Below are 25,064 nucleotides of genomic sequence, written 5' to 3'. Positions count from 1 at the left end.
ATTCACCTCTCTTCCCTGCTCGTATACTCTAAATAAAGAAAATCTATGATCATGACAAGGTATCCTGTCAGCAATCCTACACCTAAGCCCCACATCGCAATTAACTCTTGATATTTGGCTGCAAATAAAATTAATAACCCAATCGTGGCGAATCTTGAATATGTACTTACCGCTGTCGCCTTAAACTTCACGTTTTCTCCATTTGTTACGCGATCTAATAGCTTGTCTGTTCTACGTGCAATGATGCGCAAACTAAGAAAACTGAAAATCGTTCCGATAATCAGTCCAAGAAATACATCCTTGTAAGAGGTAATTCCCCATCCTAGCACTAGAAGCGCAAGCAAGTAGTACATATATTTCTTTTGTCGTTGGACAAGTCCATGTACGTCTATCATCATTGCTCTCCCGAATAGTAATGTTGAATGAGTCGAATCATTGCGTATACCCCTGTTCCTAACCCGAGTAATAACCCTATAATAAGAAACAACGGAAACGTTCCAACCTTATTATCAATCCATTGCCCACCAAAGATTCCGATAAGAATAGAACCAACTAACTGAGCAAGTATTCCTGACATTAAAGCATACGCTTTTATATGGCTGCGATCGTTTTTTTGCAAGGATTCATCCCTCCAATATGTAACCCTCATTCACGATGTGTTAATAATAACTCATTTTTCTGCATAAATTCTATACAAAATAAAAAGTTTACATTTTCGTCACGGAATAGATGCATTTTTGTCACTGAAAGCCCTACCATCTATCCCCGTTGTTAGCATACAATAGGGTATTAACAGTGTCAACGAGAAATCGTAAAAAATCAAAAAATTTGAGTATTAGGCATTTCCTCCCAAAAATGAAAACGTTCCCCTTCTAAATACTGGTTAGAGATATGCAATTTCTAACAGTTTTCTCTTTATAATAGAAGAAAATGTTCACAAGTTTGTCACTATTATATTTTTAAGATATAGCGCTTTCCTTCCATAATATAGTGTCCCCGAGACGTAAGACTTCTATATTATATGTGATGTGTATATAACTTATGTTGTATATACCCTGTATATTTATCTCCCCCTCCCCCGTGCGCTGAGGGCGAAAAAAAAACGAGCGGGGAATCCCCCTCTCGTCTGTTGTCTTACTTCGTTCCGAATAAACGGTCACCAGCATCACCAAGACCTGGAACTACATAACCATGGTCATTTAACTTCTCATCTAATGCCGCTACATAAATATCAACATCAGGATGCTCTTCCTGCACTACTTTTACTCCTTCTGGAGCAGCTACGATACACATTAATTTAATTTGCTTTGCACCGCGCTTTTTCAGAGAATTAATTGCTTCAGCCGCAGAACCACCTGTTGCTAGCATCGGATCTAGTACGATAAAGTCACGCTCTTCTACATCCGTTGGAAGTTTCACATAGTATTCTACCGGTTGCAATGTTTTAGGGTCACGGTATAAACCAACGTGTCCTACTTTTGCTGCTGGAATTAATTTCAGAATTCCATCAACCATTCCTAAACCTGCACGTAAAATCGGAATTAAACCAAGTTTTTTACCAGCGATCACTTTTGTTGTCGCTTTGCTTACAGGCGTTTCAATTTCAATGTCTTCAAGTGGAAGGTCACGAGTAATCTCGAAAGCCATTAAGCTTGCTACTTCGTCCACTAATTCACGAAAATCTTTCGTACCTGTATTCTTATCGCGAATATATGTAATCTTATGTTGAATTAACGGGTGATCAAATACATACAGTTTTCCCATGTGAATCTCTCCTTTAGATGATATTCATGCGTTTACACGCTTCTTTACACTATTTACGATTGTAAAGAAAACGCTACTAATATTCAAGGGCAAATTTGGCAAAATCATGATTTTGCGATGAATCTATCTAGTATCTTTACCAATTATGGGAGCTGTATCCTTCATTATATCGCCAAAATTTATTCATCATTTGTATACATACTTTAAAAATAATATATGTCCACAAAAAAGACTGCCAAAACAATTACGTTTCAGCAGTCTTTTTCAATCTATTATAGATCTGTATACATTGAGAATTTGCTCGTTAACGCTTCTACACGCTTACTTGCTTCTTCTAATGCAACTTCATTCTCATGATTTTTTAATGTATAAGCAATAAGTGCCGCAATTTCATCCATTTCTTCTAAACCGAAACCACGAGATGTTACAGCTGCTGTACCGATACGTACGCCGCTTGTTACAAATGGGCTTGCTGTTTCAAACGGAATTGTATTTTTGTTCACTGTAATACCAACTTCATCTAATACGTGCTCTGCTACTTTACCTGTAATTTCCAAGTTACGAACATCAATTAAGATTAAATGATTGTCTGTTCCACCAGAAACAAGTGTAAGTCCTTCCTTTTGAAGGCCTTCAGCTAAGCGGTTCGCATTATTAATGATATGTTGTGCATATGTTTTAAACTCATCTTGTAGTGTCTCACCAAATGCAACAGCTTTTGCAGCAATTACGTGCATAAGTGGGCCACCTTGAATACCAGGGAAGATTGATTTATCAATTTGTTTTGCAAATTGCTCTTCACATAAAATCATACCGCCACGTGGGCCACGTAATGTTTTATGTGTTGTCGTTGTAACGAAATGTGCATGTGGTACTGGGTTTGGATGTAAACCAGCAGCTACTAAACCAGCGATATGTGCCATATCAACCATAAAGTATGCACCCACTTCATCTGCAATCTCACGGAATCGTTTGAAATCGATAACACGAGGATATGCACTTGCACCTGCAACGATTAATTTTGGTTTATGTTCTTTCGCTTTTGCTAATACATCATCGTAATTAATACGGTGAGATTCAGCATCCACGCCATATTCTACGAAATTATATTGTACTCCACTGAAGTTAACAGGGCTTCCGTGTGTTAAGTGACCACCATGAGATAAATTCATACCAAGTACTGTATCGCCTTGCTCTAAAATCGTAAAGTATACTGCCATGTTCGCTTGTGCACCAGAATGTGGTTGAACATTTACATGCTCTGCGCCAAAAATTTCTTTCGCGCGATCACGTGCGATATCTTCTACTACGTCTACGTGTTCACAACCACCATAGTAACGTTTTCCAGGATATCCTTCAGCATACTTATTCGTTAGAACAGAACCTTGCGCCTCCATTACTGCTTCACTTACGAAGTTTTCCGAAGCAATTAACTCGATCTTTGAACGCTGTCTTCCTAGTTCTGCCTCAATTGCAGCAAATACCTTTTCATCTTGACGTTTTAAATGATTCACCAAAATCCCCCTTTTCTGAACGAATTACATCAATTCCCAATAGTTTTTTCTCATTTATTCAGAAAAAACGAAAATTCAGGTTGTAATTCTTTCGAACCTTCATGTTTTCAACTACATTCTAACATGACTTTCTATATCATAAAAGAAAAAAAAGACCAAAATTGGTCTTTTCTTTCTTCTATTATAAAGTCAGACCACATACCTTTTACCTTTCGATATACAGCTGTTATAAGACTTTATAATTTTTCATGTTTAACGGCAAGGAATAGCTTCTTCATTTGCCGAATAAACGGCACGTGCTCCACCTATTAGTTTCCCACGTGTTTTCGCCATCGTTACATGCGCACTTCCTATTTCCTTCACACTTGTACGAACCGGTACAGCTACATGCTTTAAATGCATACCGATAAATGTATCGCCGATATCCATTCCTGCATCTGCTTTAATAAACTCAATTACTACCGGATCTTTAAAATTGTGATACGCATACGTCGCTAATGCACCACCTGCTGATCTAACAGGCGTAACTGTTACAATTTCAAATTGATATTTCATCGCTACATCTCTCTCAACTACTAAAGCACGATTTAAATGCTCACAACATTGAAACGCCAATTCAATACCTGTTCTCTCTTGAAATTGTTTTAACTCAGAAAAAATCGCCTCTGCCACTTCCATCGTTCCTGATGTTCCAATTCTTTCACCTAGCACTTCGCTCGTGCTACACCCCACTACAAAAATTTGACCACTTTGCAGCGTGGCTTGTTCTTGGAAATCAGAAAGCGACATTTGTAGCTGTTCTCTTACCTTTACGATTTCTGTCATTACGCCTCTTCCTTTCACAGGTTGGTTCACCAAATTATATTTCATACTACTTATAGTTAGAATCTATTACTTTGTTTCGTACGTTTTAATTTTTCCTACTCGGTTTTCGTGACGGCCACCTTCATAGTCAGTTGTTAGCCAAATTTTCGCGATATCACGCGCTAGACCAGCTCCAATTACACGCTCGCCCATCGCTAACATGTTAGTGTCATTATGCTCTCTCGTCGCTTTCGCACTGAAAGTATCATGAACTAATGCACAACGAATACCATTTACTTTGTTTGCTGCGATTGACATACCAATGCCTGTCCCGCAAACTAAAATACCACGATCCACTTCACCATTCGCGACCATTTCTGCTGCTGGAAACGCAAAATCAGGGTAATCAACAGAACCAGCTTCACATTCACAACCTAAATCAATATATTCAATATTTAACTCTTCTAATAAACTTACAAGTTCTTTACGGATATTCATACCGCCGTGATCAGATGCTACTACTACTTTCATTTTTACCCCTCCGAAGTTTCAATCAATTATCTTCATTTCACACTCGCTACCTTAATGGAACAAAGTGATCTCCAATATCGTATTATACACGAAACATCAACCTTCTGAATGCTTTTTCAGTAAAGTTTGTACAAGTTTTTCCATCTCTTCTAACGTTTCTTTATAAATAGAAAGCGATCCGCCAAATGGATCTGAAATATCCTTACTTATACCCTTAGTTAATCCATATAATGTATCCAATTTCTTTTCCACGCTCGGATAATACCCAAGTACAATTTGCTTATGGTTTTCCGTCATTGTTACTACAATATCCGCCCAATCAACCAAAGTATCGTTTACCTGCTGCGCGGCATGATCGATTACAATTCCTTTTTCAGCTAAAGCTTCCTTTGCATGTATCGACACATCGCTTCCAGGATAGGCGAAAACACCAGCAGATTGCACTTCAAATTTACCTTCTCCATAATGACGAAGCAAAGCCTCAGCCATCGGACTACGGCATGTATTTCCAGTGCAAACAAATAACACCCGTTTCATCTAAACCCACCCCTTTTTTTCTGTTTCCTACATTTATCCCGATTGGTGAAGGCTAATAATCAGCGGGGGATGAACACCCTCCACTGATTAAAGTTTCACTTTATCATAGCGTACATTAGAATAGAACAAAAGAAATGTGAGCATACGAAAGGCGCATTTCTCTTATATTTTTTCTAAGAAAAATGCGCCTTATCCACATATATGAAACCCTATTTCCAAGTGCCCAAAGTATTTTACCATACATAATGAACACACTACGAAACAAAATAAGGAATCCATTTCATATGAAACGGATTCCTTCTATCAAATAATTATTTCATTGTAACTTTCATTACTTCTGTTGAACCTTTTGTAGCTGTTACACCTACAGTTGTCTTAATAGACTCAGCTGCATCTGTGTTTGTAATAACGATTGGAGTAATTGTGCTTTTCGCTTTTTCACGAATTAATTCTAAGTCGAATGAGATTAATTTATCTCCAGCTTTTACAGCTTGTCCTTCAGAAACGTGAGCTTCGAAACCTTCACCTTCCATTTTTACAGTTTCTAATCCAACGTGGATTAAAATTTCTGTACCGTTTTTCGCTTTAATTCCAATAGCATGTTTCGTGTGGAATAATTGTACGATTTCACCATCAACTGGAGATACAACTACACCTTCAGTAGGATCGATCGCAACACCGTCACCCATCATACGACCAGCGAATACTGGATCTGGTACTTCTTCAATATTTTTCACTGCTCCAGTTAATGGAGCTACGATTGTTTCTTCATTTGTTTTTGAACCAAAACCGAATAATTTTTTAAACATAGGATAGTCCTCCTTATAATTTACCTAAAAGTTTATAGGGCAATCTCTATTCAAGATCGAAATACACGTAAGACTTCATACTTCGAATGTTATACTGTAAAAACTCTTTCGAAATAAATCATGTCATTACTACTAGACTCTTATTGTAGCGCTTCACAAAATTCCAGTCAATTCTGATTGTCTGAATAACAATGAGAAGTTAACTTCTACTTATATTTTCTCTTTTTTTCACTTACTTGTCTAGAGGTCTTTACTACATTTTATTTTTTGTTGTTAATTTGTAAAATTCCTTTCAAATTTTTGTTGAAATCCACTTGACTAAAGTAAGTAACTATTTTATTATTACTTACATAAGGTAAGTTAATAACTTTTAGGAGGTTTTTTAAAATGATGGATATCGGTCTTCTTATTATTCGTCTTATTATAGGAATTACATTCATGGGTCATGGTGCTCAAAAATTATTTGGTTGGTTCGGCGGTTACGGCTTAAAGGGAACTGGCGGCTGGATGGAGTCAATCGGCTTACGTCCTGGTGTATTTATGGCATTTATGGCTGGCGCAACTGAACTATTAGGTGGTTTCTTATTCGCAGCAGGTATTTTCACTGTAGTTGGTTCATTATTTATCGTAGGAACAATGTTAGTAGCAATTTTCACAGTTCACGGAAAAAATGGTTACTGGGTAACACAAAACGGATTCGAATATAATTTAATGTTAATCGCTGTCGCTATCGGTGTAGCTTTAATTGGACCTGGCGCTTACGTTTTACTTTAATATTTATCTCTATTTCAAGATATTTACCAAAAAAGAGATTACTTCAGTACAATCGAGGTAATCTCTTTTTTTTACATCATCAAAAAAATATTATTTTCAGCAGGAGATTCCCATTGATATCTTGTAAAGGAACAATAAGTATTCATATTTAGAAAGGGGATTACAACATGTTATCCATTAATCCAAACGAACAAACTGAAAAAGATAATTACAAATTACTAACAGGAAGTATCATTCCACGTCCTGTTGCATTCGTTACTTCTGTAACTAAAGATGGCGTATTGAACGGTGCGCCATATAGTTATTTCAATATCGTCGCTGCCAATCCACCACTTATCTCAGTTTCAGTACAACGCAAAGAAGGAAAACCGAAAGACACTTCCAGAAACGCAATAGAAAAAGGGGAATTTGTCGTACATATTTCTGATGAATCTTACGTAGAAGCGATCAACGAAACAGCAGCGAACCTACCTCCTAATGAAAGTGAAATCGAATTAGCAAAACTAACACCGATTGACAGTGATGTCATTTCAGTACCAGGGGTTAAAGAAGCAAACATTCGAATGGAGTGCATATTAGAACGCGCTATCCCACTCGGCGGAACCGAAGACTCGCCAGCTTGTGACCTACTAATCGGCCGCGTCGTTCGCTTTCACGTCGCTGAACACTTATACGAAAACGGCCGAATTCACGCCGAAGAACTAAAACCAATAAGCCGCCTAGCAGGACACAACTACGCAAAACTAGGAGAACAATTTGAATTAGTGAGGCCTATCTAAAAGTGGAGGCGACTCGTTCAGCTCTGACCAGCTAAGGTTCTTTCGTCCTAAAGGCGCTTTTTGCCTTTCGGGCGGAAGGTTCTTAGATGCGAAGAGCTAGTCGCCGGAACTGGATATCACACCCTAAAGGCGGAAGCGGCTCGCTCAGAATGAGAAGGGGATGGAGCTCCTGACGTAGAGGCGCTTTTTGCCTCGCAGGAAGGCGCGAAACCACCGACAATTCTAGCCGCTGGAGCTAGATACATTTAAAAGCGGAACCGACTGCCCAGGCCCGGTGGCTAAGGTTCTTCCTCACAGAAGATGCTTTTTATCTTCTCGTGGGGAAGGTTCTTAGACTCAAGGGCCTAGGAGGTGAAGCTGGCCACTGGAACTGGCTACCACCGAAAAGCTCCTGCTTCATCACTCAAACATAACCCCCCCGCTGAAAGCGGGGGATTTTTTATCGTAATTCTTCGTTCTTCTCCTCTAATGCCGGGAATTTCTCTTTTTTAGATCTACCAAGCTTTATTACAAAGAAATATAAGGAAAGTAACGTAATAAGGAAAACAATTAAAAACGGGTACGGAGAATAAAAAGTACGCGCCGCCTCCGATTTTCCTGCAACAAACTTCAATGACTCAATATCTAAAAACTCAGCAAACATTTGTACACCGAGCATACTGAACCAAAAAACAAAAAAACTAATAATAATACCAAAAACTTGCTTCAATCTCGTCATTCATCTCATCCTTTCTATATTTGTAATTTTTTAGTGTGATTAATATAGTACAAACGAAACTATGCACAGAAAGGAACTATCTCACCATTCACGAATTAACTTAATCCAACCTAACATCGAAATTTGCAAAATAACCCCCAATATTATAAGTCTTCTTAGCCATCGAGGAAAGAAGGTTAAAAGCTTAACATACCATTCCAATAGCTTGTTCATAATTCCCTCCTACATAAAATTATATAGGAAAAAGGAGATACAATCCAAACCCAACAAGAATAATACCACCTACTATTTCACCGTATGTGCCAAGTATATTTTTGGCATGGCTACCAAGCAATAAACCCATCCAAGCCAGTAACATACTTATTAGTCCGAACAATAATATCGTAATAATTGTCTCTGCTCCGTAAATTCCAAGACTAAGACCTACTGAAAAACTATCTATACTGACACCAAATGCAAATACAAATAAACTAATTCCAATTGGAGCAGTTCTAGTCTCTTCCCCTTCTAAAATAGACGAATATACGATATAGAACCCTAGCCCAATTAATAAAATAGCTCCTGCAAAATTTGCGACATCCCCATACCTCTCTGATAGAAAACGTCCTAGTACCATTCCGATAAATGGCATAATAATATGAAATATCCCAATCGTCATACCTATATAAAGGATTTGTCTTAACTTTAATGTTACCATCCCCATACCGAGGCTCACTGAAAATGCATCCATCCCCAGGGCAAATGCCATAATTATTAAAGGTATTAATTGTTCAAGTGTCATTCATATCCCCCCTCGGACGTGCTACTTCACAATATGCTTATCCGAGGAGAAATATTCTGTTTGCTAAAGGTACATTATCATTCAATAATAATCTGATGTCCCGCAGCTTTTGTTAAACGATTCATAATTGCATTTCCTATGCCTTCATTCGGGAATGATTCACTAAAAATAACATCTACTTCACTTGCATCAAACGTTCTAAGCACATCATATAACTTAGTCGCAACGCTGGCTAAATCGCTTCGCACACCACAAGACAATACAACATCTGCACTATACACATGCTGATACTCTTCTGTCGTTAATACACCTACTTTAAATCCTTCTTTCTTTTTCTCATCCACAATACGTTGAATAAACTCACGGGACCCTTCAACAATACTAAGTGGCGCTTTCGGTGCATAATGTGTATATTTCATTCCAGGTGATTTTGGTTTTTCTTTCTCATCCTTTAAAGCTGGATCTAAAGAAACATTTCCTATCACGGCCTCTAATTGCTCCTTCGTAATCCCACCTGGACGTAAAATCGTCGGAACCTCGCTCGTACAATCAATTACAGTTGATTCAACGCCTACTCCTGTTGCCCCGCCATCAACAATACCAGCAATTTTCCCATTTAAATCTTCATACACATGAGAAGCTAACGTTGGACTTGGGCGTCCTGAACGATTCGCACTCGGTGCTGCAACAGGCACGTTTGCCTCTTCAATAAGGGCGAGCGCTACTGGATGATCTGGCATCCTCACTCCGACTGTATTAAGTCCTGCCGTAACCCTCTCTGAAATCCCTTTTTTTCTCGGTAAAATGATTGTTAATGGTCCTGGCCAAAAATGCTCCATTAACTTTTCTGCAACCGGCGGAATTTCTCTTACGATACCATCTAACTGAGATTTTGTTCCTATGTGGACAATCAGTGGATTATCGCTCGGCCTCCCTTTCGCTTCAAAAATTTTCGCTATCGCTTCATCATCCATTGCGTTTGCTCCTAACCCATATACCGTTTCCGTTGGGAAGGCCACCGCTTCATTTTCTCTTAATAATCTCGCTGCTTCTTTTAATTGTGGATAATATTTTTTTCTTTCCACAACATTATCCACAACCCACATATTTGTATGCATTTTTTCCCACGTCCTTTTCTACCATGAAATACTTGTCTATTTTTAGTTTACTATGAGATTTATCCAAAAGACAAACAAGGTTTATCCACAAAATGTGGATAAACCTTGTTAATCCGTGGATAACTTTGTGAATAGCTGACAATTTAGTATTATTGCATTTAGCTCTTTTATATTTTTACAAAAGTGTTCTAACTGTCGAATTTCCTCTGGCACTTCCTCTTTCTCTACAATGACAAAGTTAAAAAACTGAAAGATGGTCACAGATTGTGGATGATTTGTGAGTAAGTACAATTGTCGAATATCTTTTTCTTTCATATACTGCAAAAACATCTCGAAAAAATATAAGAAAGTCTGTTTATCCACATTAGGTGTGAATAAACAAGAACGGATAAGTGCATTTTCTCCACTTTGTTCATATCCAATTACCGCTCGTATTTCTCCCGCCTCTTCCAAGATCATAAATTGTGCGTACAACTCATTTATTTTATCATCTTTTTTATTAGCTTGTCCGAAAAAAGAATGTAATCTTTCTACATCTGCTTTCGTAGCAAAATACACGTTCTTCATAGTAAATCCCTCCTCATTGATATATATGAGGAAGGATTTATTAATAGCACTATTTAGAGAATAAAGATGTAAAAGCTTCGACGATAAATAATTTAACCTCTGGTTTCTCTTCCTCTTCTACTGTTACATATTCATTTTGCTTTTCTTGTTTTTGCTCCACAGGTTTCTCCACTTTTTCCACAGTTTTTGTTTCTACTTTTTTTACAGGCTGTTCTTCTACTTGTGTTTCGTGTTTTACTACTTTCTTTTCCTGTGCTGTTACTTTTTCAGCTTTTTCCGGCTTTACTACTTTCTTTTCTTTCACCTTATCCTCTTTCTTCTCCGGTACATCCACTACTTCCTCATCTAGTTGTCTCACCTGCTCCTCTTCAGGAGATTCAGCTTTCACAACATGTTCTTCTTTCCTTACAGCTGTACCACTTGAAAAATCTAAGAAACACATCGGTGGAAATAATACACACCACCAGTTTGCACCTTCACCTTTTCCAATTGTAATAAGTACCGCTTCATATTCTCCTGCCGGATAAATAAAATTCCCATATACCTTTGTAGGAAACTTCACATTCTTACCGAATTTCACTTGAAACGCCTCTTTACTTCCTTCTCTTTTCAGTGTATTTGCCACTGTCTTTTCAATTTCAGGAATATGATTTTGAATTACTTTTCGAGCTTCTTCAAATGACGTTAAATCCGCTACCCATCCATCAATTTGCGCTTTTACTTCATCGCGTACTTTACGCTTTAACGCCTGATCTTTATCGGAATCACTATTAGCTAAAATACGTAATCGAACGGCCTCTTTCGGAATAACAGTAGGCCCTTTTGCATCAGCTTTCATATATCCAAACTGCACAAGTAACTGTGCACCAATTAATAATAAAAGAAAGTAAGCAATAACTTGTTTTTTCATTTCCTCCACCGTCCCCTCTAGAAACAGTGTGGACAGACTTTCATCTTTCTAAACTATTAAATTCGAAATCTATATGAATTTTTGTAACTAATCAGCCACTCTATGAAAAACCGACAGAAAAACATTTTTTTAAATAGACGAGAGGGACTGGCTATGTACAGGAGCGGTCAGGGCCTTTTCCTGCCACGCGCAAAGTTTTAAAACAAAGAAAGCTAGCAAAGTGTATGTCCATTTTTATCTTCGTGGCAGCAATCTATATGCTGAAAAATGAAAATAACTTTCTATAGGTAATAAGAGGCGTATTTTCTCTGGAATAATACCCCTTACCAAAATTCTAAATAAAATGTATGGCTGAGTAGTTACGAATTTTTCATACAAAAAATAGAGTAAGGCTTATGCCTTACTCCATCTCTGCAAATACCATGCGATCTTTTCCATTAATATCAAATACAACTTCAACTTGAGCGCGCGGGAAAGTTTGCTGTAATAATGCTTTCACATCTTCACCTTGCCCTACACCAATTTCAAACGCCACAATCGCCTTTTTCTGTAATACATTCGGCAATTCTTCCATAAAACGACGATAGAAATCTAGTCCATCTTCACCACCAACAAGCGCACGCTTCGGCTCATGCTCCTTCACAACAGTAGAAAGACCACGCCAATCTTCCTCTGGTATGTACGGAGGATTGGAAACAACAACATCTAACTTCTGACCTGTTTCATAAAACGGAGACAGTAAATCGCCGTGATAGAAAGTTACATCCGCCCCTAAAGTTTTTGCATTTTCTTTTGCAACTTCAATCGACTCCTGTGCGATATCTACTGTATACACATGAAGATTTTTATTTTCTAAAGCGAGCGTAATAGAAATCGCTCCACTACCTGTTCCAATATCCGCTATGTGAAGCTCCTCATTACCGAAATGGCGCTCAATTCTCTCTAGCACTCCAACTATAAGTTCCTCTGTTTCCGGTCTTGGTATCAATACCTCTTCATTTACAAAGAATGATCGGCCATAAAACATTTCATAACCGAGCATATATTGGATCGGAATACCTTCTACATGGTTGTGGATAAATTCTGCAAAACTTTTCTCTTGTTCCGCAGTTATTTCTTCACGCATATTCATGAGCATTCCGGTTCTGTTTGTCTTTAATACATGACAAAGGACAATTTCTCCCGCATTTTCATCTCGTCCATTTTCCTGTAAAAAAGAAGAAGCCCATTTCAGGGCTTCATAGACACGCATTACTCAGCTGCCTCCATCTTTTGCGCCTGATCTTCCATCACTAAGGCATTGATGAAATCATCTAACTTACCTTGTAGGATTTGATCTAGCTTTTGAATCGTTAAACCGATTCGATGGTCTGTAACACGGTTTTGCGGGAAGTTATACGTACGAATACGCTCTGAACGATCTCCCGTACCAACAGCTTGTTTACGGTTTTGATCATACTCAGCTTGCGCTTCTTGTCTAAATTTATCATAAACACGTGCGCGTAATACTTTCATCGCTTTTTCTTTATTCTTAATTTGTGATTTCTCATCCTGACAAGATACAACTACACCAGTCGGTAAATGTGTTAAACGTACCGCTGACATCGTTGTATTAACGCTTTGTCCACCAGGACCACTAGAAGCAAACGTATCAACACGAACATCTTTTTCATGAATATTAATTTCTACTTCTTCTGCCTCTGGTAGTACAGCTACAGTTGCTGTAGATGTATGAATACGTCCACCAGATTCCGTTTCAGGAACACGTTGTACACGGTGAGCACCATTCTCGAATTTCAGCTTCGCGAAAGCACCTTTACCATTAATCATAAAGATAATCTCTTTATATCCACCTAACTCTGTATAGCTCGCTTCGATAATTTCAGTTTTCCAACCTTGCACCTCAGCATAACGGCTATACATACGATATAAATCACCAGCAAATAAAGCTGCCTCGTCACCACCAGCAGCGCCACGAACCTCAACGATAACGTTTTTATCATCATTAGGGTCTTTTGGAACAAGTAAAATTTTCAGACGTTCTGATAATGTTTTCTCTTGTCCTTCTAATTCAGAAACCTCTTCTTTTACCATATCACGCATATCAGCGTCTAACTTATCTTCTAACATTGCTTTTGCATCTCGTAATTGCTCACGAACATCTTTATACTCACGGTACACCTCTACCGTGTCCTGAATATCAGATTGCTCTTTTGAATACTCACGAAGCTTATTTGTATCGCTAATAACCTCTGGGTCACTTAACAATTCATTCAACTTCTCATAACGATTTTCTACAGCTTGCAAACGATCTAACACACCATTCACCTCTACATCCTAGTATCTAATACAAATAGTATATGGTACTTAATCAAAAAAACGCAAATTATATTTAAAAGCGCAAGTGGCTTGTTCAGAATCGCAGGACATTGGAACTCTCGGCCTTGAAGCGCTTTTGCTTCGAGCGAGAGAGTGAAATGGCCGGAGATTCTTGCCACCAATCTTCATCTATTTTCGAAAAAAACCCGCTCTACATAGCGAGTTTCACTTATCTTTGTTTTGTAGGTACTGCATGACAATGACGACAACGTGGTTCATACGATTCTGAAGCCCCAACTAAAATAATTGGATCATCAAATGCCGCTGGTTCTCCATCGATTAAACGTTGCGTACGACTTGCAGGAGATCCACATTCAGAACAAACTGCCTGCAATTTAGTTACATGTTCAGCAATCGCCATCAGCTGAGGAACTTGTCCAAATGGTAGACCACGGAAATCTTGGTCTAATCCAGCTACAATGACACGATAGCCACGATTTGCCAATACTTGCACCACTTCCACAATGTCCCCATCAAAAAATTGTACCTCATCGATTGCAATAACATCCATTTCTTCTGTTACATGGTTAAATATATCTTTTGAAGCTGAAACAGGAACTGCTTTAACCTTTAATCCATTATGTGATACAACATCTTCTTCACTATAACGATTATCAATACATGGTTTAAATACAATCGCATGTTGTTTCGCAAATTGTGTACGGCGTATACGGCGGATGAGCTCTTCTGATTTCCCAGAAAACATACTCCCGCAAATCACTTCAATCCAACCATTTTGATTCATTAAGTACATTGAGCTCTCCTTTCATCTACTTTCCTAATCCAAAGTAGGGTAAAGGTTTAATATTTTCGCAAAAAAAACAGACAAGCGAATACATACACTTGCCTGTTTTATGTTCTTTATTACTTGATGCCGTATTTCTTATTGAAGCGGTCAACACGTCCGTCTGCAGTAGCAAACTTCTGACGTCCAGTGTAGAATGGGTGAGAATCAGAACTGATCTCAATTTTTAGTAATGGATAAGTGTTACCATCTTCCCACTCAACAGTTTCGCTAGAGCCTTTTGTAGACCCGCTTAAGAATTTGAAGCCAGTGTTCGTGTCCATAAATACAACTTTATTGTAATTTGGATGGATTCCTGCTTTCATTCTTTTCATCTCCTTCCGCCCTGAATCATTTTCGAAACAGAGTTTTTCATCTTCAGCTGCTTACACAACTATATTGATGAAACACATATGATGAAATTATAACAAGGCTAACTCCATTTTGCAACTACCTGTTTTTGTCTTTTTAAAAATTAAAAGCACAAGCGGCTCGTTCAGAATCCAGGTCACTTCAAGCTCTCGACCAAGAAGCGCTTTTTGCTTCGACCGAGAGAGCGAAATGGCCGGAGATTCTAGCCGCTGGAGCTGGATATACCTAAAAGCACAAGCGGCTCGTTCAGAATCCAGGTCACTTCAAGCTCTCGACCAAGAAGCGCTTTTTGCTTCGACCGAGAGAGCGAAATGGCCGGAGATTCTAGCCGCTGGAGCTGGATATACCTAAAAGCACAAGCTGCTCGTTCAGAATGAGAGGGGGATGGAGCTTCTGACGTAGAGGCGCTTTTTGCCTCGTAGGAAGACGCGAAGCCACCGACCATTCTAGCCGCTGGAGATGGAACTAGATACACCTTAAAGCGCAAGCGGCTCGCCCAGAATCGTAGGGCACTTCAAGCTCTCAATCCAAATATGATTTCCATCTTAAAAAACAAATTTTTTTCCATATATTACTCTCTAATATTCCCTTAAAAACATAAAAAACTCGCTTACTACGAAATAAGCGAGTCCCCATCTTTTCCCTTTACTTAGTGGTTACATACCTTTTTGAGTCTGCAACAATGTTTTGTAAAAATTCTTCATTTGTCTTTGTTTGACGAAGTTTACGTAAGAAGCCTTCAACAAAGTCTGGTGTATCACGCATTGTTTTACGAATACCCCACAGCTTGTCTAAATGTTCTTTCGGAATTAATAGGTCTTCTTTACGCGTACCAGAGCGACGAATATCAATCGCTGGGAAGATACGGCGCTCAGCTAATGAGCGATCTAAGTGAAGTTCCATATTTCCAGTTCCTTTAAACTCCTCGTAAATTACATCATCCATACGAGACCCTGTATCAACAAGCGCTGTTGCTAAAATCGTTAGGCTACCGCCCTCTTCGATATTACGCGCAGCCCCAAAGAAACGCTTCGGTCTATGAAAAGCAGCAGGATCAATACCACCCGATAAGGTTCTACCACTTGGCGGAATAACAAGGTTGTAAGCACGCGCTAAACGGGTAATACTATCCATTAAAATGACAACGTCCCTTTTATGTTCTACAAGACGCATTGCACGCTCTAATACAAGCTCCGCTACTTTAATATGATTCTCTGGCACTTCATCAAAAGTAGAACTTACAACATCACCTTTAACAGAACGTTCAATATCTGTTACTTCCTCTGGACGCTCATCAATTAAAAGTACAATTAATTCTGCTTCCGGATGATTTGTTGTGACACTGTGTGCAATTTCTTTTAACAGACTTGTTTTACCAGCCTTTGGAGGCGCAACAATTAAACCACGTTGTCCAAATCCAACTGGTGCGATTAAATCCATGATGCGTGTCGGTAACTTTTTCGTTTCCGTCTCCAATTTCATTTGGCGATCTGGGTATAACGGTGTTAATGCAGGGAAATGTACACGCTCTTTTGCTGAGTCTGGATCATCTCCATTTACAGCTTCAACTTGTAGCAATCCAAAATAGCGCTCATTTTCTTTCGGAGGTCGTACTTTACCAGAAACCTTATCTCCATTACGTAAATCGAAACGACGAATTTGCGAAGCCGAGATATAAATATCTTCTGAGCTTGGAGAATAATTGATAGGACGTAAGAATCCAAATCCTTCTGATTGAATAATTTCTAATACGCCTTCCATGAAAAAGAAACCTTCTTTTTCTGCTCGAGCTTTTAAGATAGAGAAGATTAGCTCTTTTTTCGTTAACTTGCTGTAATACGAAATCTTAAATTCCTTCGCAAGCTCGTATAACTCTTTTAATTTCATGTTTTCTAATGCTGCAATTGACAAATTCATTCAGACACCACACTTTAACTTTATTCTCTTTTCACATGGGTAAAGGGAAAAATACGGAAGGCAAATAAATAATAATGAAAGGCAATAAGTTCAAGTAGGATAATATTCACTATTGTAACCCTTTTATCTAGTTTTAATCAATACGTTGAAACACAAATACAAGAAGCGAAGACAAGAAAATTTGTCTTCGCCTTTTCATATTTCTTTCTTTTTTCTACTCACCTGATTTTAAGGCAGAATAGATAAGGTATTTCTGCTTGTATTTAATCCAGTTCCGGCGGCTAGAATCTCCGGTCATTTCGCTCTCTCACTCGAAGCAAAGAGCGCTTCTAAACGAGCCGCTTACGCTTTTTATTTAATCCAGCTTCAGCAGCTAGAATATTCGGTGGCTTCACTTCTTCCTGCGAGGCAAAAAGCGCCTCTACGTCTGAAGCTCCATCCCCCTCCCATTCTGAACGAGCTGCTTACGCTTTTTATTTAATAACCAAATTCGGTTTTTTATTTAAGCTATGGCGGCCGTCTACGAAGCGTACTGTGCCTGATTTTGCACGCATAACAAGGGATTGTGTTGTTCCAACGCTACCTTTAAATTGAACGCCTCGTAATAGTTCTCCGTCTGTTACACCTGTTGCTGCAAAGATTGCATCGTCACCTTTTACTAAGTCTTCCATACGAAGGATACGATTGATATCTTCAATACCCATTCTTTTACAACGAGCTAGTTCAGCTTCGTTTTGAGGTAAGAGCTTCCCGTGAATTTCTCCACCTAAGCATTTTAATGCGACCGCAGCTAATACACCTTCAGGTGCTCCACCAGAACCGAATAGAATATCTACACCAGTACGGTCAAATGCTGTATTGATTGCTCCAGCTACATCTCCATCGTTAATTAATTTAATACGAGCACCAGCTTTACGAATTTCTTCGATAATTGCTTGATGACGTGGACGGTTTAAAACTGTCGCTACAACATCTTCGATATCTTTATTTTTCGCTTTCGCCACTGCACGTAAGTTGTCGATAATAGGTGCGTCAATATCAACTGCACCAACTGCTTCTGGACCAACCGCTATTTTATCCATGTACATGTCAGGAGCATGTAACAAATTGCCGTGATCTGCAATTGCAATAACAGCAAGTGCATTCCAGCCGCCAGCCGCTACGATATTTGTCCCTTCTAAAGGATCAACTGCAACGTCTACGCGTGGTCCATATCCTGTACCCAATTTTTCTCCGATATATAGCATTGGCGCTTCATCCATTTCACCTTCGCCAATTACAACTGTACCTTTCATCGGAATTGTATCAAATACATCACGCATAGCTGATGTTGCTGCACCATCTGCCTCATCTTTTTTTCCGCGCCCCATCCAACGCGCTGATGATAATGCTGCAGCCTCTGTTACACGTACTAACTCCATAGATAAACTTCTTTCCACAATAATCCCTCTCCTTTAAGTCTTTATATTTCTGCCGTATTTTGTGAACCTTGTTTTTCTATAAAGTGTACTTCCGTTAGTAGTGATTCTTCGCTCCCCATTAACGGAAGTATCACCACCTTATCCCGATTGGTGAGGGTTAATAATCGGCGTGGGATACCCCATACTGATTAAAGTTTCACTTTATGCATTCTTCATTTCTTCAATTTCTTGCTTTGTCATTTGTTCTCGCCAAATGTTTGCACCAAGCCCTTTAAGCTTGTCTACTATATTTTCGTAACCTCGATCAATATGATCAAGTCCCGTTACTTCTGTAATGCCATCTGCCATTAAACCCGCAATAACAAGGGACGCACCAGCTCGTAGGTCACTCGCTTTCACCTTCGCACCTTGCAATAAAACTGGTCCAGTCACAATTGCTGAACGGCCTTCTACTTTAATTTGCGCGTTCATACGGCGCAATTCATCAATATGCTTGAAACGTGCGCTGTAAATTGTATCAGTTACAACTCCTGTTCCATGCGCTTTTGTTAAAAGCGTTGTAAACGGCTGTTGTAAATCCGTTGGAAACCCTGGATATACAAGCGTTTTTACATCAACTACTTTTAACCTTCTATTGCCGTTCACTGTAATTTGGTCATCGTTCGTTTCAATTTGAACACCAGCTTCTCTTAGCTTCGCAGTAACGGATTCTAAATGCTGAGGAATAACATTATCAACTGTTACTTCTCCTCCTGACGCAGCCCCTAAAATCATATACGTACCAGCTTCAATACGGTCTGGAATAATAGTGTGGTGACAACCGTGCAGTGAATCCACACCATCAATTCGGATTACGTCTGTACCAGCACCTTTAATACGTGCTCCCATACTCGTTAACAATGTAGCTACATCAATAATCTCTGGTTCTTTCGCTGCATTTTCAATAACAGTTCTACCTTTCGCTCGTACAGCCGCTAGCATAATATTAATCGTAGCTCCTACACTAACAACATCTAAATAAATACGTGCCCCACGTAGTTCGTCTGCTCTTAAATAAATGGCACCTTGTTCATTTGTAACATATGCCCCTAACGCTTCAAACCCTTTAATATGCTGATCAATCGGTCGTGGCCCTAAATGACATCCACCTGGAAGCCCAATAACAGCTTTTTTAAAACGGCCAAGCATTGCACCCATTAAATAATAAGAGGCGCGCAATTTTTTCACTTTTCCATTTGGTAAAGGCATCGCAACCATGTTAGAAGGATCGACTACCATCTCTTCTTCCTGCCCATAAGTTACTTTCCCTCCAATTTCCTCTAGTAAGTCTCCTAACATTTTCACGTCCGAAATATTAGGAACACCGCCAATAGTTACTGGAGTATCTGCTAAAATTGTCGCTGGAATTAGTGCAACAGCACTGTTCTTTGCACCACTCACACGAATCGTTCCATTTAAAGCTCTTCCGCCTTCAATTAGCAACTTTTCCATATTGAGCTCCCTTCTTGTGAATGTATTTATCTTCTACTTCTTTATAAGAAGTAGAAGATTCCCCCTTAAGAATCTCAATCACTCTTTCCATCCTGAAACTCAATAAGTAGAAAACCATCACCCGTAGCTCCCCTGCTATACAAATAGATGAAGATTAACTATTCATCGAATCAAATTACTCAATTCAGATACTTACCACATTTATTAATAGGACTATGCACATTATTTTCTATATTCGCAAACCAAAAATTCACTTTATAAAATCTTTAGACTTGTTCGCGCTTTCATTATACAACGAAAGGAAACCGTCTAAAAGACTAGACGGTTTCCAAAACGGAATTTTATTCTTACGCTTTACCGTTAGAACCGAACTCACGCATTTTACCAGCAACAGTTGCTTTGATAGCGTCGCGGCCAGGTCCAATATATTTACGAGGATCGTAAACTTCTTGGTCTTTGTTTAATGCTTCACGAACAGCTTTTGTAAACTCAATTTGGTTCTCAGTGTTTACGTTAATTTTTGAAGTACCTAAAGAAATAGCTTTTACGATATCAGCAGTTGGGATACCAGTACCACCGTGTAATACTAAAGGTACGCCAGTGAAGTCACGAACTTGTTCCATTTCAGCGAATCCTAAGTTAGGCTCACCTTTGTAAGGACCGTGTACAGAACCTAAAGCTGGAGCTAGGCAATCGATACCTGTTGCTTCAACAAGGTGCTTACACTCTGCTGGATCAGCGTAAATTACGCCTTCAGCGATGATGTCGTCTTCTTGTCCGCCAACTGTTCCAAGCTCAGCTTCAACAGATACGTTACGAGCGTGTGCGTATTCTACCACTTTTTTAGTAGTTTCAACGTTTTCATCGAATGGGTGGTGAGAAGCGTCGATCATTACAGATGTGAAACCTGCATCAATTGCTTCTTTACATTTTTCGAAGCTTGAACCATGGTCAAGGTGAATCGCTACAGGAACAGAAATGTTCATTTCTTCGATTAAAGCTTTAACCATAGCTACAACTGTTTTGAAACCAGTCATATGACGAGCTGCACCCTCAGATACACCTAAGATTACAGGAGATTTTTCTTCTTCCGCAGCAGCTAAGATAGCTTGAGTCCACTCTAAGTTGTTCATGTTGAATTGACCAACTGCGTATTTTCCTTCTAGTGCTGTGTTTAGCATTTCTTTCATAGAAACTAAAGGCATGGTGAATCCTCCTAAAAAACGTTTTTTGTATCCGATAAATTCTTATCGCTGGTAGTATGACCAGAATAAGGTAAAATATGTATATTTACATACCGGACTTCTTTCTACACTCAATAGGATAACAACTTGTACTCAAAAACTCAACTGTATTCACCTGCTCAACAGTCCATGTAAACGCTTTTTTCCATATTTTTTATAAAAAATTCACTTTTTACGCCTCTACAGCAAGCTGATCTCTCACTGCTTGACGAATCTCATCAATATCAAACGGTTTAGCAAAGTGCATTAAAGCTCCTAAATCTTTCGCTTCTTGAATCATATCCAATTCTCCATAAGCAGTCATTAAAATCACTTTAATACTCTCATCAATTTCTTTTACATGTTTTAAAATCTCTATACCATCCATACCTGGGATTTTCATATCTAACACTACTAAATCTGGATTATCTTTTTTCACGATATCTAAAGCTTGAAATCCATTCGCTGCTTGGAACGTCTGATAACCTTCTTTTTGGAACACTTCATGCAATAAAACACGAATGCCATATTGATCATCAACGATTAAAATTTTCCCTTCCATAACTCCCAACCTTTCTGTGTAAGTACAAGATTTAAAGCTTCTTATATCTTATCGGTTTATTTTCGCTACTCTTTGCCAAATCCCTTCCTATTCTTTCTTATTTTACCGTTTACTATTTCGTTATGCTACCCTACGATTTCCCCTTTCTAAAAAAAATGAGCTATAATGGGAACCGGCTAGCACGAAAGAAAGGAGCAACAACATGTTAAAAATTTTCTCGACTCAATTAAGTGGATATTTCTCCAGAATTTCTCAAAAAGAGGAAATGAATATAGAAGATAGCGCTCGTCTACTTGCCCAGGCGTTAGTTGGCGACGGCTTCATTTACTTGCATGGTACAAACGAAATGGAGGGTATTGTTTCAGAAGCATTATTTGGCGCCGAACCAATGAAACAAGCAAAACGTTTAATAGAAAACGGTGAACCGGCGGCAGTGACTTCTGCGGACCGCGTACTTCTTATTAGTCGTTTTTCGACAGATGAAGAAATTATAAAAACCGCGAAAAAACTTCATGAAGAAGGCCAATCTATCGTTGGAATCTCGGCTATTCAAGAAGGTGTTGAATCACTGGAACAATATACAGATGTACATATTGATACAAAGCTGTTAAAAGGTCTTATTCCAGATGATGAAGGTAACCGCTATGGGTTCCCAAGTTTAATTATAGCTTTATTTGCTTATCACGGATTGAAATTTACAATTGATGAAATGTTAAACGAATATTAAAAAAAGCGCCCTATTTCAGGCGCTTTTTTTTTATTACTTGCTCTCTTTATTCGTAATAGAAGCACTTACGAAGTCATGGAACAATGGTTGTGGACGGTTTGGACGAGATACAAGTTCTGGATGGAACTGTGCTGCCACGAACCAAGGGTGATCTTGTAATTCAATAATTTCCACTAGACGACCGTCTGGGCTTGTACCAGAGAATACAAATCCTGCTTTTTCCATATCTGGACGGAATTGATTGTTGAACTCATAACGATGACGATGACGCTCATATACAACCGGCTCATTGTAAGCATTGTAAGCATTTGTTTCTTCAGCAAGCTTACATGGGTATAGACCAAGGCGAAGTGTACCACCTAAATCTTCTACATCTTTTTGTTCTGGTAATAAATCGATAATTGCATAAGGTGTGTCAGGATTAATTTCAGAAGAGTTAGCTCCTTCTAATCCTAATACGTTACGTGCAAATTCGATTGATGCAAGTTGCATACCTAGGCAAATTCCTAAGAATGGAACTTTGTTTTCACGAGCATATTGAATTGCAACGATTTTACCTTCTACACCACGATCGCCGAAGCCACCTGGTACAAGGATACCATCTGTATCGCCAACTAATTCTTTTACGTTCTCTGCTGTTACGTGCTCAGCATTTACCCATTTCACTTCTACATCTGTGTCGAATGAATAACCTGCATGACGAAGCGCTTCTACAACAGAAATGTATGCATCTTGAAGCTCTACGTATTTACCAACAAGAGCGATTTTTGTTTTCTTAGAAAGGTTACGTACTTTATTAACTAGCGCAGTCCAATCTGTCATATCTGCAGCTGGATTGTCTAACTTCAAGTGATCACAAACGATTTGGTCCATGTTTTGTTCTTGAAGAGATAATGGAACCGCATATAAAGTATCTGCATCGCGTGCTTCGATAACTGCTTTTGTATCGATGTCACAGAATAATGCAAGCTTGTCTTTCATGTCCTGAGAAACAGGTAGTTCTGTACGAACAACGATAATATTTGGTTGAATACCTAAGCTGCGAAGCTCTTTAACGCTATGTTGCGTTGGTTTTGTTTTCATTTCACCCGCTGCTTTTAAGTACGGGATTAACGTACAGTGAATGTACATTACATTGTCACGACCGATGTCGCTCTTAATTTGACGAATTGCTTCTAAGAATGGTAGAGACTCGATATCACCAACAGTTCCACCGATTTCTGTAATAACAACGTCGGCATTTGTTTCGCGACCAGAACGATATACACGTTCTTTAATTTCGTTAGTAATGTGAGGAATAACTTGAACTGTTCCTCCTAAATATTCACCACGACGCTCTTTTTGAAGAACTGAAGAGTAAATTTTACCTGTTGTTACGTTGCTGTATTTATTTAAGTTGATGTCAATAAAACGCTCATAGTGACCTAGGTCTAAGTCCGTTTCTGCACCATCATCTGTTACGAATACCTCACCGTGTTGGTAGGGGCTCATAGTCCCTGGGTCTACGTTAATGTATGGATCAAACTTTTGAATAGTTACGTTTAAACCACGATTCTTTAAAAGTCTTCCAAGAGATGCTGCTGTAATACCTTTACCTAAAGACGATACTACACCGCCTGTTACAAAAATATACTTAGTCATGAAAAAGCTCCCTCCTATTTTGCTGTTATATAATCACCGTTGCAAAGCGCAACGTATGTAGATAACACTGTATCCATCTTATTGTTAGACTCTTTTTATTTTCTAAACAAAAAACAAAAAAGAAAATTGCTCCCCTCATCACATAAAGTAATAAGTAGGGAGCAATTTTCTTTTATATTTACACTTTAAAAGTATTATCGTCTTTTTTTAAAGAGCCCAAAAATGATTCTACATGGACGATAATGAAAAGTCAAGAACTACCGCTCTTCCTCTTCTTCTTCTTCAGTTTCATCATACTCAAGTTCTTCTTCTGCGAAGTCTTCATTATCTTCTTCTAAATCATCAAGATCATCATCTTCATCATCTGCGTCTTCGTCTTCAAGAACTTTGTCCAAATCTACTACATCTTCTTCTACTTCTTCTTCTACTTCTTCTACATCATCTTCTTCAATGTAGTCGTCAAAACCGTCTTCTTCAACTTTGCGTTTCTTCTTCGGTTTTGGCTGAGGCAGAATTTCTTCATCAATTTGCTCATATGGGTACCAGCTACGTAGCCCCCAACGATTTTCTCCTAAATTAATGAAACGTCCATCGATGTTTAAATCTGTATAAAATTGTGCGAGTTTCGTATTAACTTGCCCTTGAGATAGTCCCAGCACTTGAGCGATTTCTTGAACCAACTCGTTGAATGTCGTTGCTTGTCTTTTATTCCCTAAAACACTATGTACAACTTCAATCATTGAACATTCTTTTAGCTCTTCTGGTGAATATTGCTTAAAACCCACTTATGCGGCACTTCCTTTCTTCAAATATAAGCTTATATATAACGGTCTGCTTAAAAAAATCCATACTATTCATTATAAACAAAAGTCGCACAAATATGCTACAAAAAAAACGGGAAACTTTTATCGCGCTATTTACGGGCAATAAAATTATAATTT

General features: G+C 38.7%; 29 protein-coding genes. 3 read left to right on the top strand and 26 right to left on the bottom strand.

Annotation, left to right across the window (positions count from 1 at the left end; all coding sequences use genetic code 11):
- Positions 1-2 precede the first annotated feature (2 nt).
- From AC1DS7_RS03225 to AC1DS7_RS03185, 9 genes are all read right to left on the bottom strand, one after another.
- A complete protein-coding gene (locus tag AC1DS7_RS03225) occupies positions 3-395 on the bottom strand; it encodes an ATP synthase subunit I (protein WP_002016288.1) in 393 nt (130 codons plus the stop codon).
- Positions 395-619, bottom strand: coding sequence for an AtpZ/AtpI family protein (locus tag AC1DS7_RS03220; protein WP_002089742.1), 225 nt, complete (start codon positions 617-619; stop codon positions 395-397). Before AC1DS7_RS03220 ends, AC1DS7_RS03225 begins: the two co-directional genes overlap by 1 nt.
- Before the next feature lie 26 nt (positions 620-645).
- Positions 646-759, bottom strand: coding sequence for a DUF4024 domain-containing protein (locus AC1DS7_RS03215; RefSeq protein WP_000232963.1), 114 nt, complete (start codon positions 757-759; stop codon positions 646-648).
- Positions 760-1,134: 375 nt separating this feature from the next.
- Positions 1,135-1,764: a uracil phosphoribosyltransferase gene (upp, locus tag AC1DS7_RS03210; protein ID WP_000517533.1), complete on the bottom strand. Its 630-nt coding sequence runs from the start codon at positions 1,762-1,764 to the stop codon at positions 1,135-1,137.
- Between the two features lie 272 nt (positions 1,765-2,036).
- Entirely contained in the window at positions 2,037-3,278 is a 1,242-nt protein-coding gene (glyA, locus tag AC1DS7_RS03205) for a serine hydroxymethyltransferase (protein WP_002143868.1), read from the bottom strand.
- A 252-nt stretch (positions 3,279-3,530) separates the two neighbouring features.
- Complete coding sequence (locus AC1DS7_RS03200; protein ID WP_002143870.1) at positions 3,531-4,103, bottom strand: TIGR01440 family protein; 573 nt, start codon at positions 4,101-4,103, stop codon at positions 3,531-3,533.
- 66 nt (positions 4,104-4,169) lie between these two features.
- A complete protein-coding gene (rpiB, locus tag AC1DS7_RS03195; protein WP_000869917.1) occupies positions 4,170-4,613 on the bottom strand; it encodes a ribose 5-phosphate isomerase B in 444 nt (147 codons plus the stop codon).
- Positions 4,614-4,709: 96 nt separating this feature from the next.
- Positions 4,710-5,150, bottom strand: a complete 441-nt coding sequence (locus AC1DS7_RS03190; RefSeq protein WP_002143871.1) for a low molecular weight protein arginine phosphatase — start codon at positions 5,148-5,150, stop codon at positions 4,710-4,712.
- Positions 5,151-5,461: 311 nt separating this feature from the next.
- Positions 5,462-5,959, bottom strand: a complete 498-nt coding sequence (locus AC1DS7_RS03185) for a PTS sugar transporter subunit IIA (RefSeq protein ID WP_002016294.1) — start codon at positions 5,957-5,959, stop codon at positions 5,462-5,464.
- Between the two features lie 387 nt (positions 5,960-6,346).
- On the opposite strand from AC1DS7_RS03185, the gene AC1DS7_RS03180 reads away from it, so the two are divergent.
- Entirely contained in the window at positions 6,347-6,733 is a 387-nt protein-coding gene (locus AC1DS7_RS03180; protein ID WP_002068579.1) for a DoxX family protein, read from the top strand.
- A gap of 167 nt (positions 6,734-6,900) precedes the next feature.
- Complete coding sequence (locus AC1DS7_RS03175; RefSeq protein ID WP_002034901.1) at positions 6,901-7,512, top strand: flavin reductase family protein; 612 nt, start codon at positions 6,901-6,903, stop codon at positions 7,510-7,512.
- 439 nt (positions 7,513-7,951) lie between these two features.
- On the opposite strand, the gene AC1DS7_RS03170 is transcribed toward AC1DS7_RS03175, so the two are convergent.
- The 15 genes from AC1DS7_RS03170 to spo0F all read right to left on the bottom strand — a co-directional run bounded on the left by AC1DS7_RS03170 (position 7,952) and on the right by spo0F (position 21,755).
- A complete protein-coding gene (locus AC1DS7_RS03170) occupies positions 7,952-8,230 on the bottom strand; it encodes a DUF3935 domain-containing protein (protein ID WP_002034899.1) in 279 nt (92 codons plus the stop codon).
- Positions 8,231-8,311: 81 nt separating this feature from the next.
- Positions 8,312-8,443: a hypothetical protein gene (locus tag AC1DS7_RS03165; RefSeq protein ID WP_002139014.1), complete on the bottom strand. Its 132-nt coding sequence runs from the start codon at positions 8,441-8,443 to the stop codon at positions 8,312-8,314.
- 19 nt (positions 8,444-8,462) lie between these two features.
- Positions 8,463-9,011, bottom strand: coding sequence for a manganese efflux pump MntP (locus AC1DS7_RS03160; protein ID WP_002016298.1), 549 nt, complete (start codon positions 9,009-9,011; stop codon positions 8,463-8,465).
- Positions 9,012-9,088: 77 nt separating this feature from the next.
- A complete protein-coding gene (locus AC1DS7_RS03155) occupies positions 9,089-10,129 on the bottom strand; it encodes an L-threonylcarbamoyladenylate synthase (protein WP_002016299.1) in 1,041 nt (346 codons plus the stop codon).
- Between the two features lie 108 nt (positions 10,130-10,237).
- Entirely contained in the window at positions 10,238-10,696 is a 459-nt protein-coding gene (locus AC1DS7_RS03150) for a GNAT family N-acetyltransferase (protein WP_002034898.1), read from the bottom strand.
- A gap of 49 nt (positions 10,697-10,745) precedes the next feature.
- Positions 10,746-11,606, bottom strand: coding sequence for a stage II sporulation protein R (gene spoIIR, locus AC1DS7_RS03145; protein WP_002130069.1), 861 nt, complete (start codon positions 11,604-11,606; stop codon positions 10,746-10,748).
- A gap of 400 nt (positions 11,607-12,006) precedes the next feature.
- Positions 12,007-12,858, bottom strand: a complete 852-nt coding sequence (gene prmC, locus AC1DS7_RS03140; protein ID WP_002143879.1) for a peptide chain release factor N(5)-glutamine methyltransferase — start codon at positions 12,856-12,858, stop codon at positions 12,007-12,009.
- Positions 12,858-13,925: a peptide chain release factor 1 gene (prfA, locus tag AC1DS7_RS03135; RefSeq protein ID WP_002139009.1), complete on the bottom strand. Its 1,068-nt coding sequence runs from the start codon at positions 13,923-13,925 to the stop codon at positions 12,858-12,860. Before prfA ends, prmC begins: the two co-directional genes overlap by 1 nt.
- A 229-nt stretch (positions 13,926-14,154) precedes the next feature.
- Positions 14,155-14,739, bottom strand: coding sequence for a thymidine kinase (locus tag AC1DS7_RS03130; RefSeq protein WP_002016305.1), 585 nt, complete (start codon positions 14,737-14,739; stop codon positions 14,155-14,157).
- 110 nt (positions 14,740-14,849) lie between these two features.
- Positions 14,850-15,095, bottom strand: a complete 246-nt coding sequence (locus AC1DS7_RS03125; protein WP_000643447.1) for a type B 50S ribosomal protein L31 — start codon at positions 15,093-15,095, stop codon at positions 14,850-14,852.
- A gap of 691 nt (positions 15,096-15,786) precedes the next feature.
- Positions 15,787-17,058: a transcription termination factor Rho gene (gene rho, locus AC1DS7_RS03120; RefSeq protein ID WP_002016308.1), complete on the bottom strand. Its 1,272-nt coding sequence runs from the start codon at positions 17,056-17,058 to the stop codon at positions 15,787-15,789.
- A 473-nt stretch (positions 17,059-17,531) separates the two neighbouring features.
- Positions 17,532-18,497, bottom strand: a complete 966-nt coding sequence (gene glpX / locus AC1DS7_RS03115; protein ID WP_002016310.1) for a class II fructose-bisphosphatase — start codon at positions 18,495-18,497, stop codon at positions 17,532-17,534.
- A gap of 183 nt (positions 18,498-18,680) precedes the next feature.
- Entirely contained in the window at positions 18,681-19,970 is a 1,290-nt protein-coding gene (gene murA / locus AC1DS7_RS03110; protein WP_002034893.1) for a UDP-N-acetylglucosamine 1-carboxyvinyltransferase, read from the bottom strand.
- 347 nt (positions 19,971-20,317) lie between these two features.
- Entirely contained in the window at positions 20,318-21,175 is an 858-nt protein-coding gene (locus AC1DS7_RS03105) for a class II fructose-bisphosphate aldolase (RefSeq protein ID WP_002016312.1), read from the bottom strand.
- A 211-nt stretch (positions 21,176-21,386) separates the two neighbouring features.
- Entirely contained in the window at positions 21,387-21,755 is a 369-nt protein-coding gene (gene spo0F / locus AC1DS7_RS03100) for a sporulation initiation phosphotransferase Spo0F (RefSeq protein WP_000398592.1), read from the bottom strand.
- Positions 21,756-21,957: 202 nt separating this feature from the next.
- Between spo0F and AC1DS7_RS03095 the strand changes: the two genes are divergently transcribed.
- On the top strand, positions 21,958-22,482 hold the full coding sequence (locus AC1DS7_RS03095) for a DUF2529 domain-containing protein (protein ID WP_002143880.1): 525 nt from the start codon (positions 21,958-21,960) through the stop codon (positions 22,480-22,482).
- Positions 22,483-22,515: 33 nt separating this feature from the next.
- Here AC1DS7_RS03095 and pyrG read toward each other — a convergent pair whose 3' ends face one another.
- A complete protein-coding gene (pyrG, locus tag AC1DS7_RS03090; RefSeq protein WP_002016314.1) occupies positions 22,516-24,123 on the bottom strand; it encodes a CTP synthase in 1,608 nt (535 codons plus the stop codon).
- A gap of 257 nt (positions 24,124-24,380) precedes the next feature.
- On the bottom strand, positions 24,381-24,908 hold the full coding sequence (rpoE, locus tag AC1DS7_RS03085) for a DNA-directed RNA polymerase subunit delta (protein ID WP_002143883.1): 528 nt from the start codon (positions 24,906-24,908) through the stop codon (positions 24,381-24,383).
- Positions 24,909-25,064: the final 156 nt, after the last annotated feature.

This window comes from Bacillus sp. P4_E1 (assembly GCF_056401715.1).
Note: the sequence above shows the minus strand (reverse complement) of the source record. Positions and strands in the feature narration are given on the sequence as shown.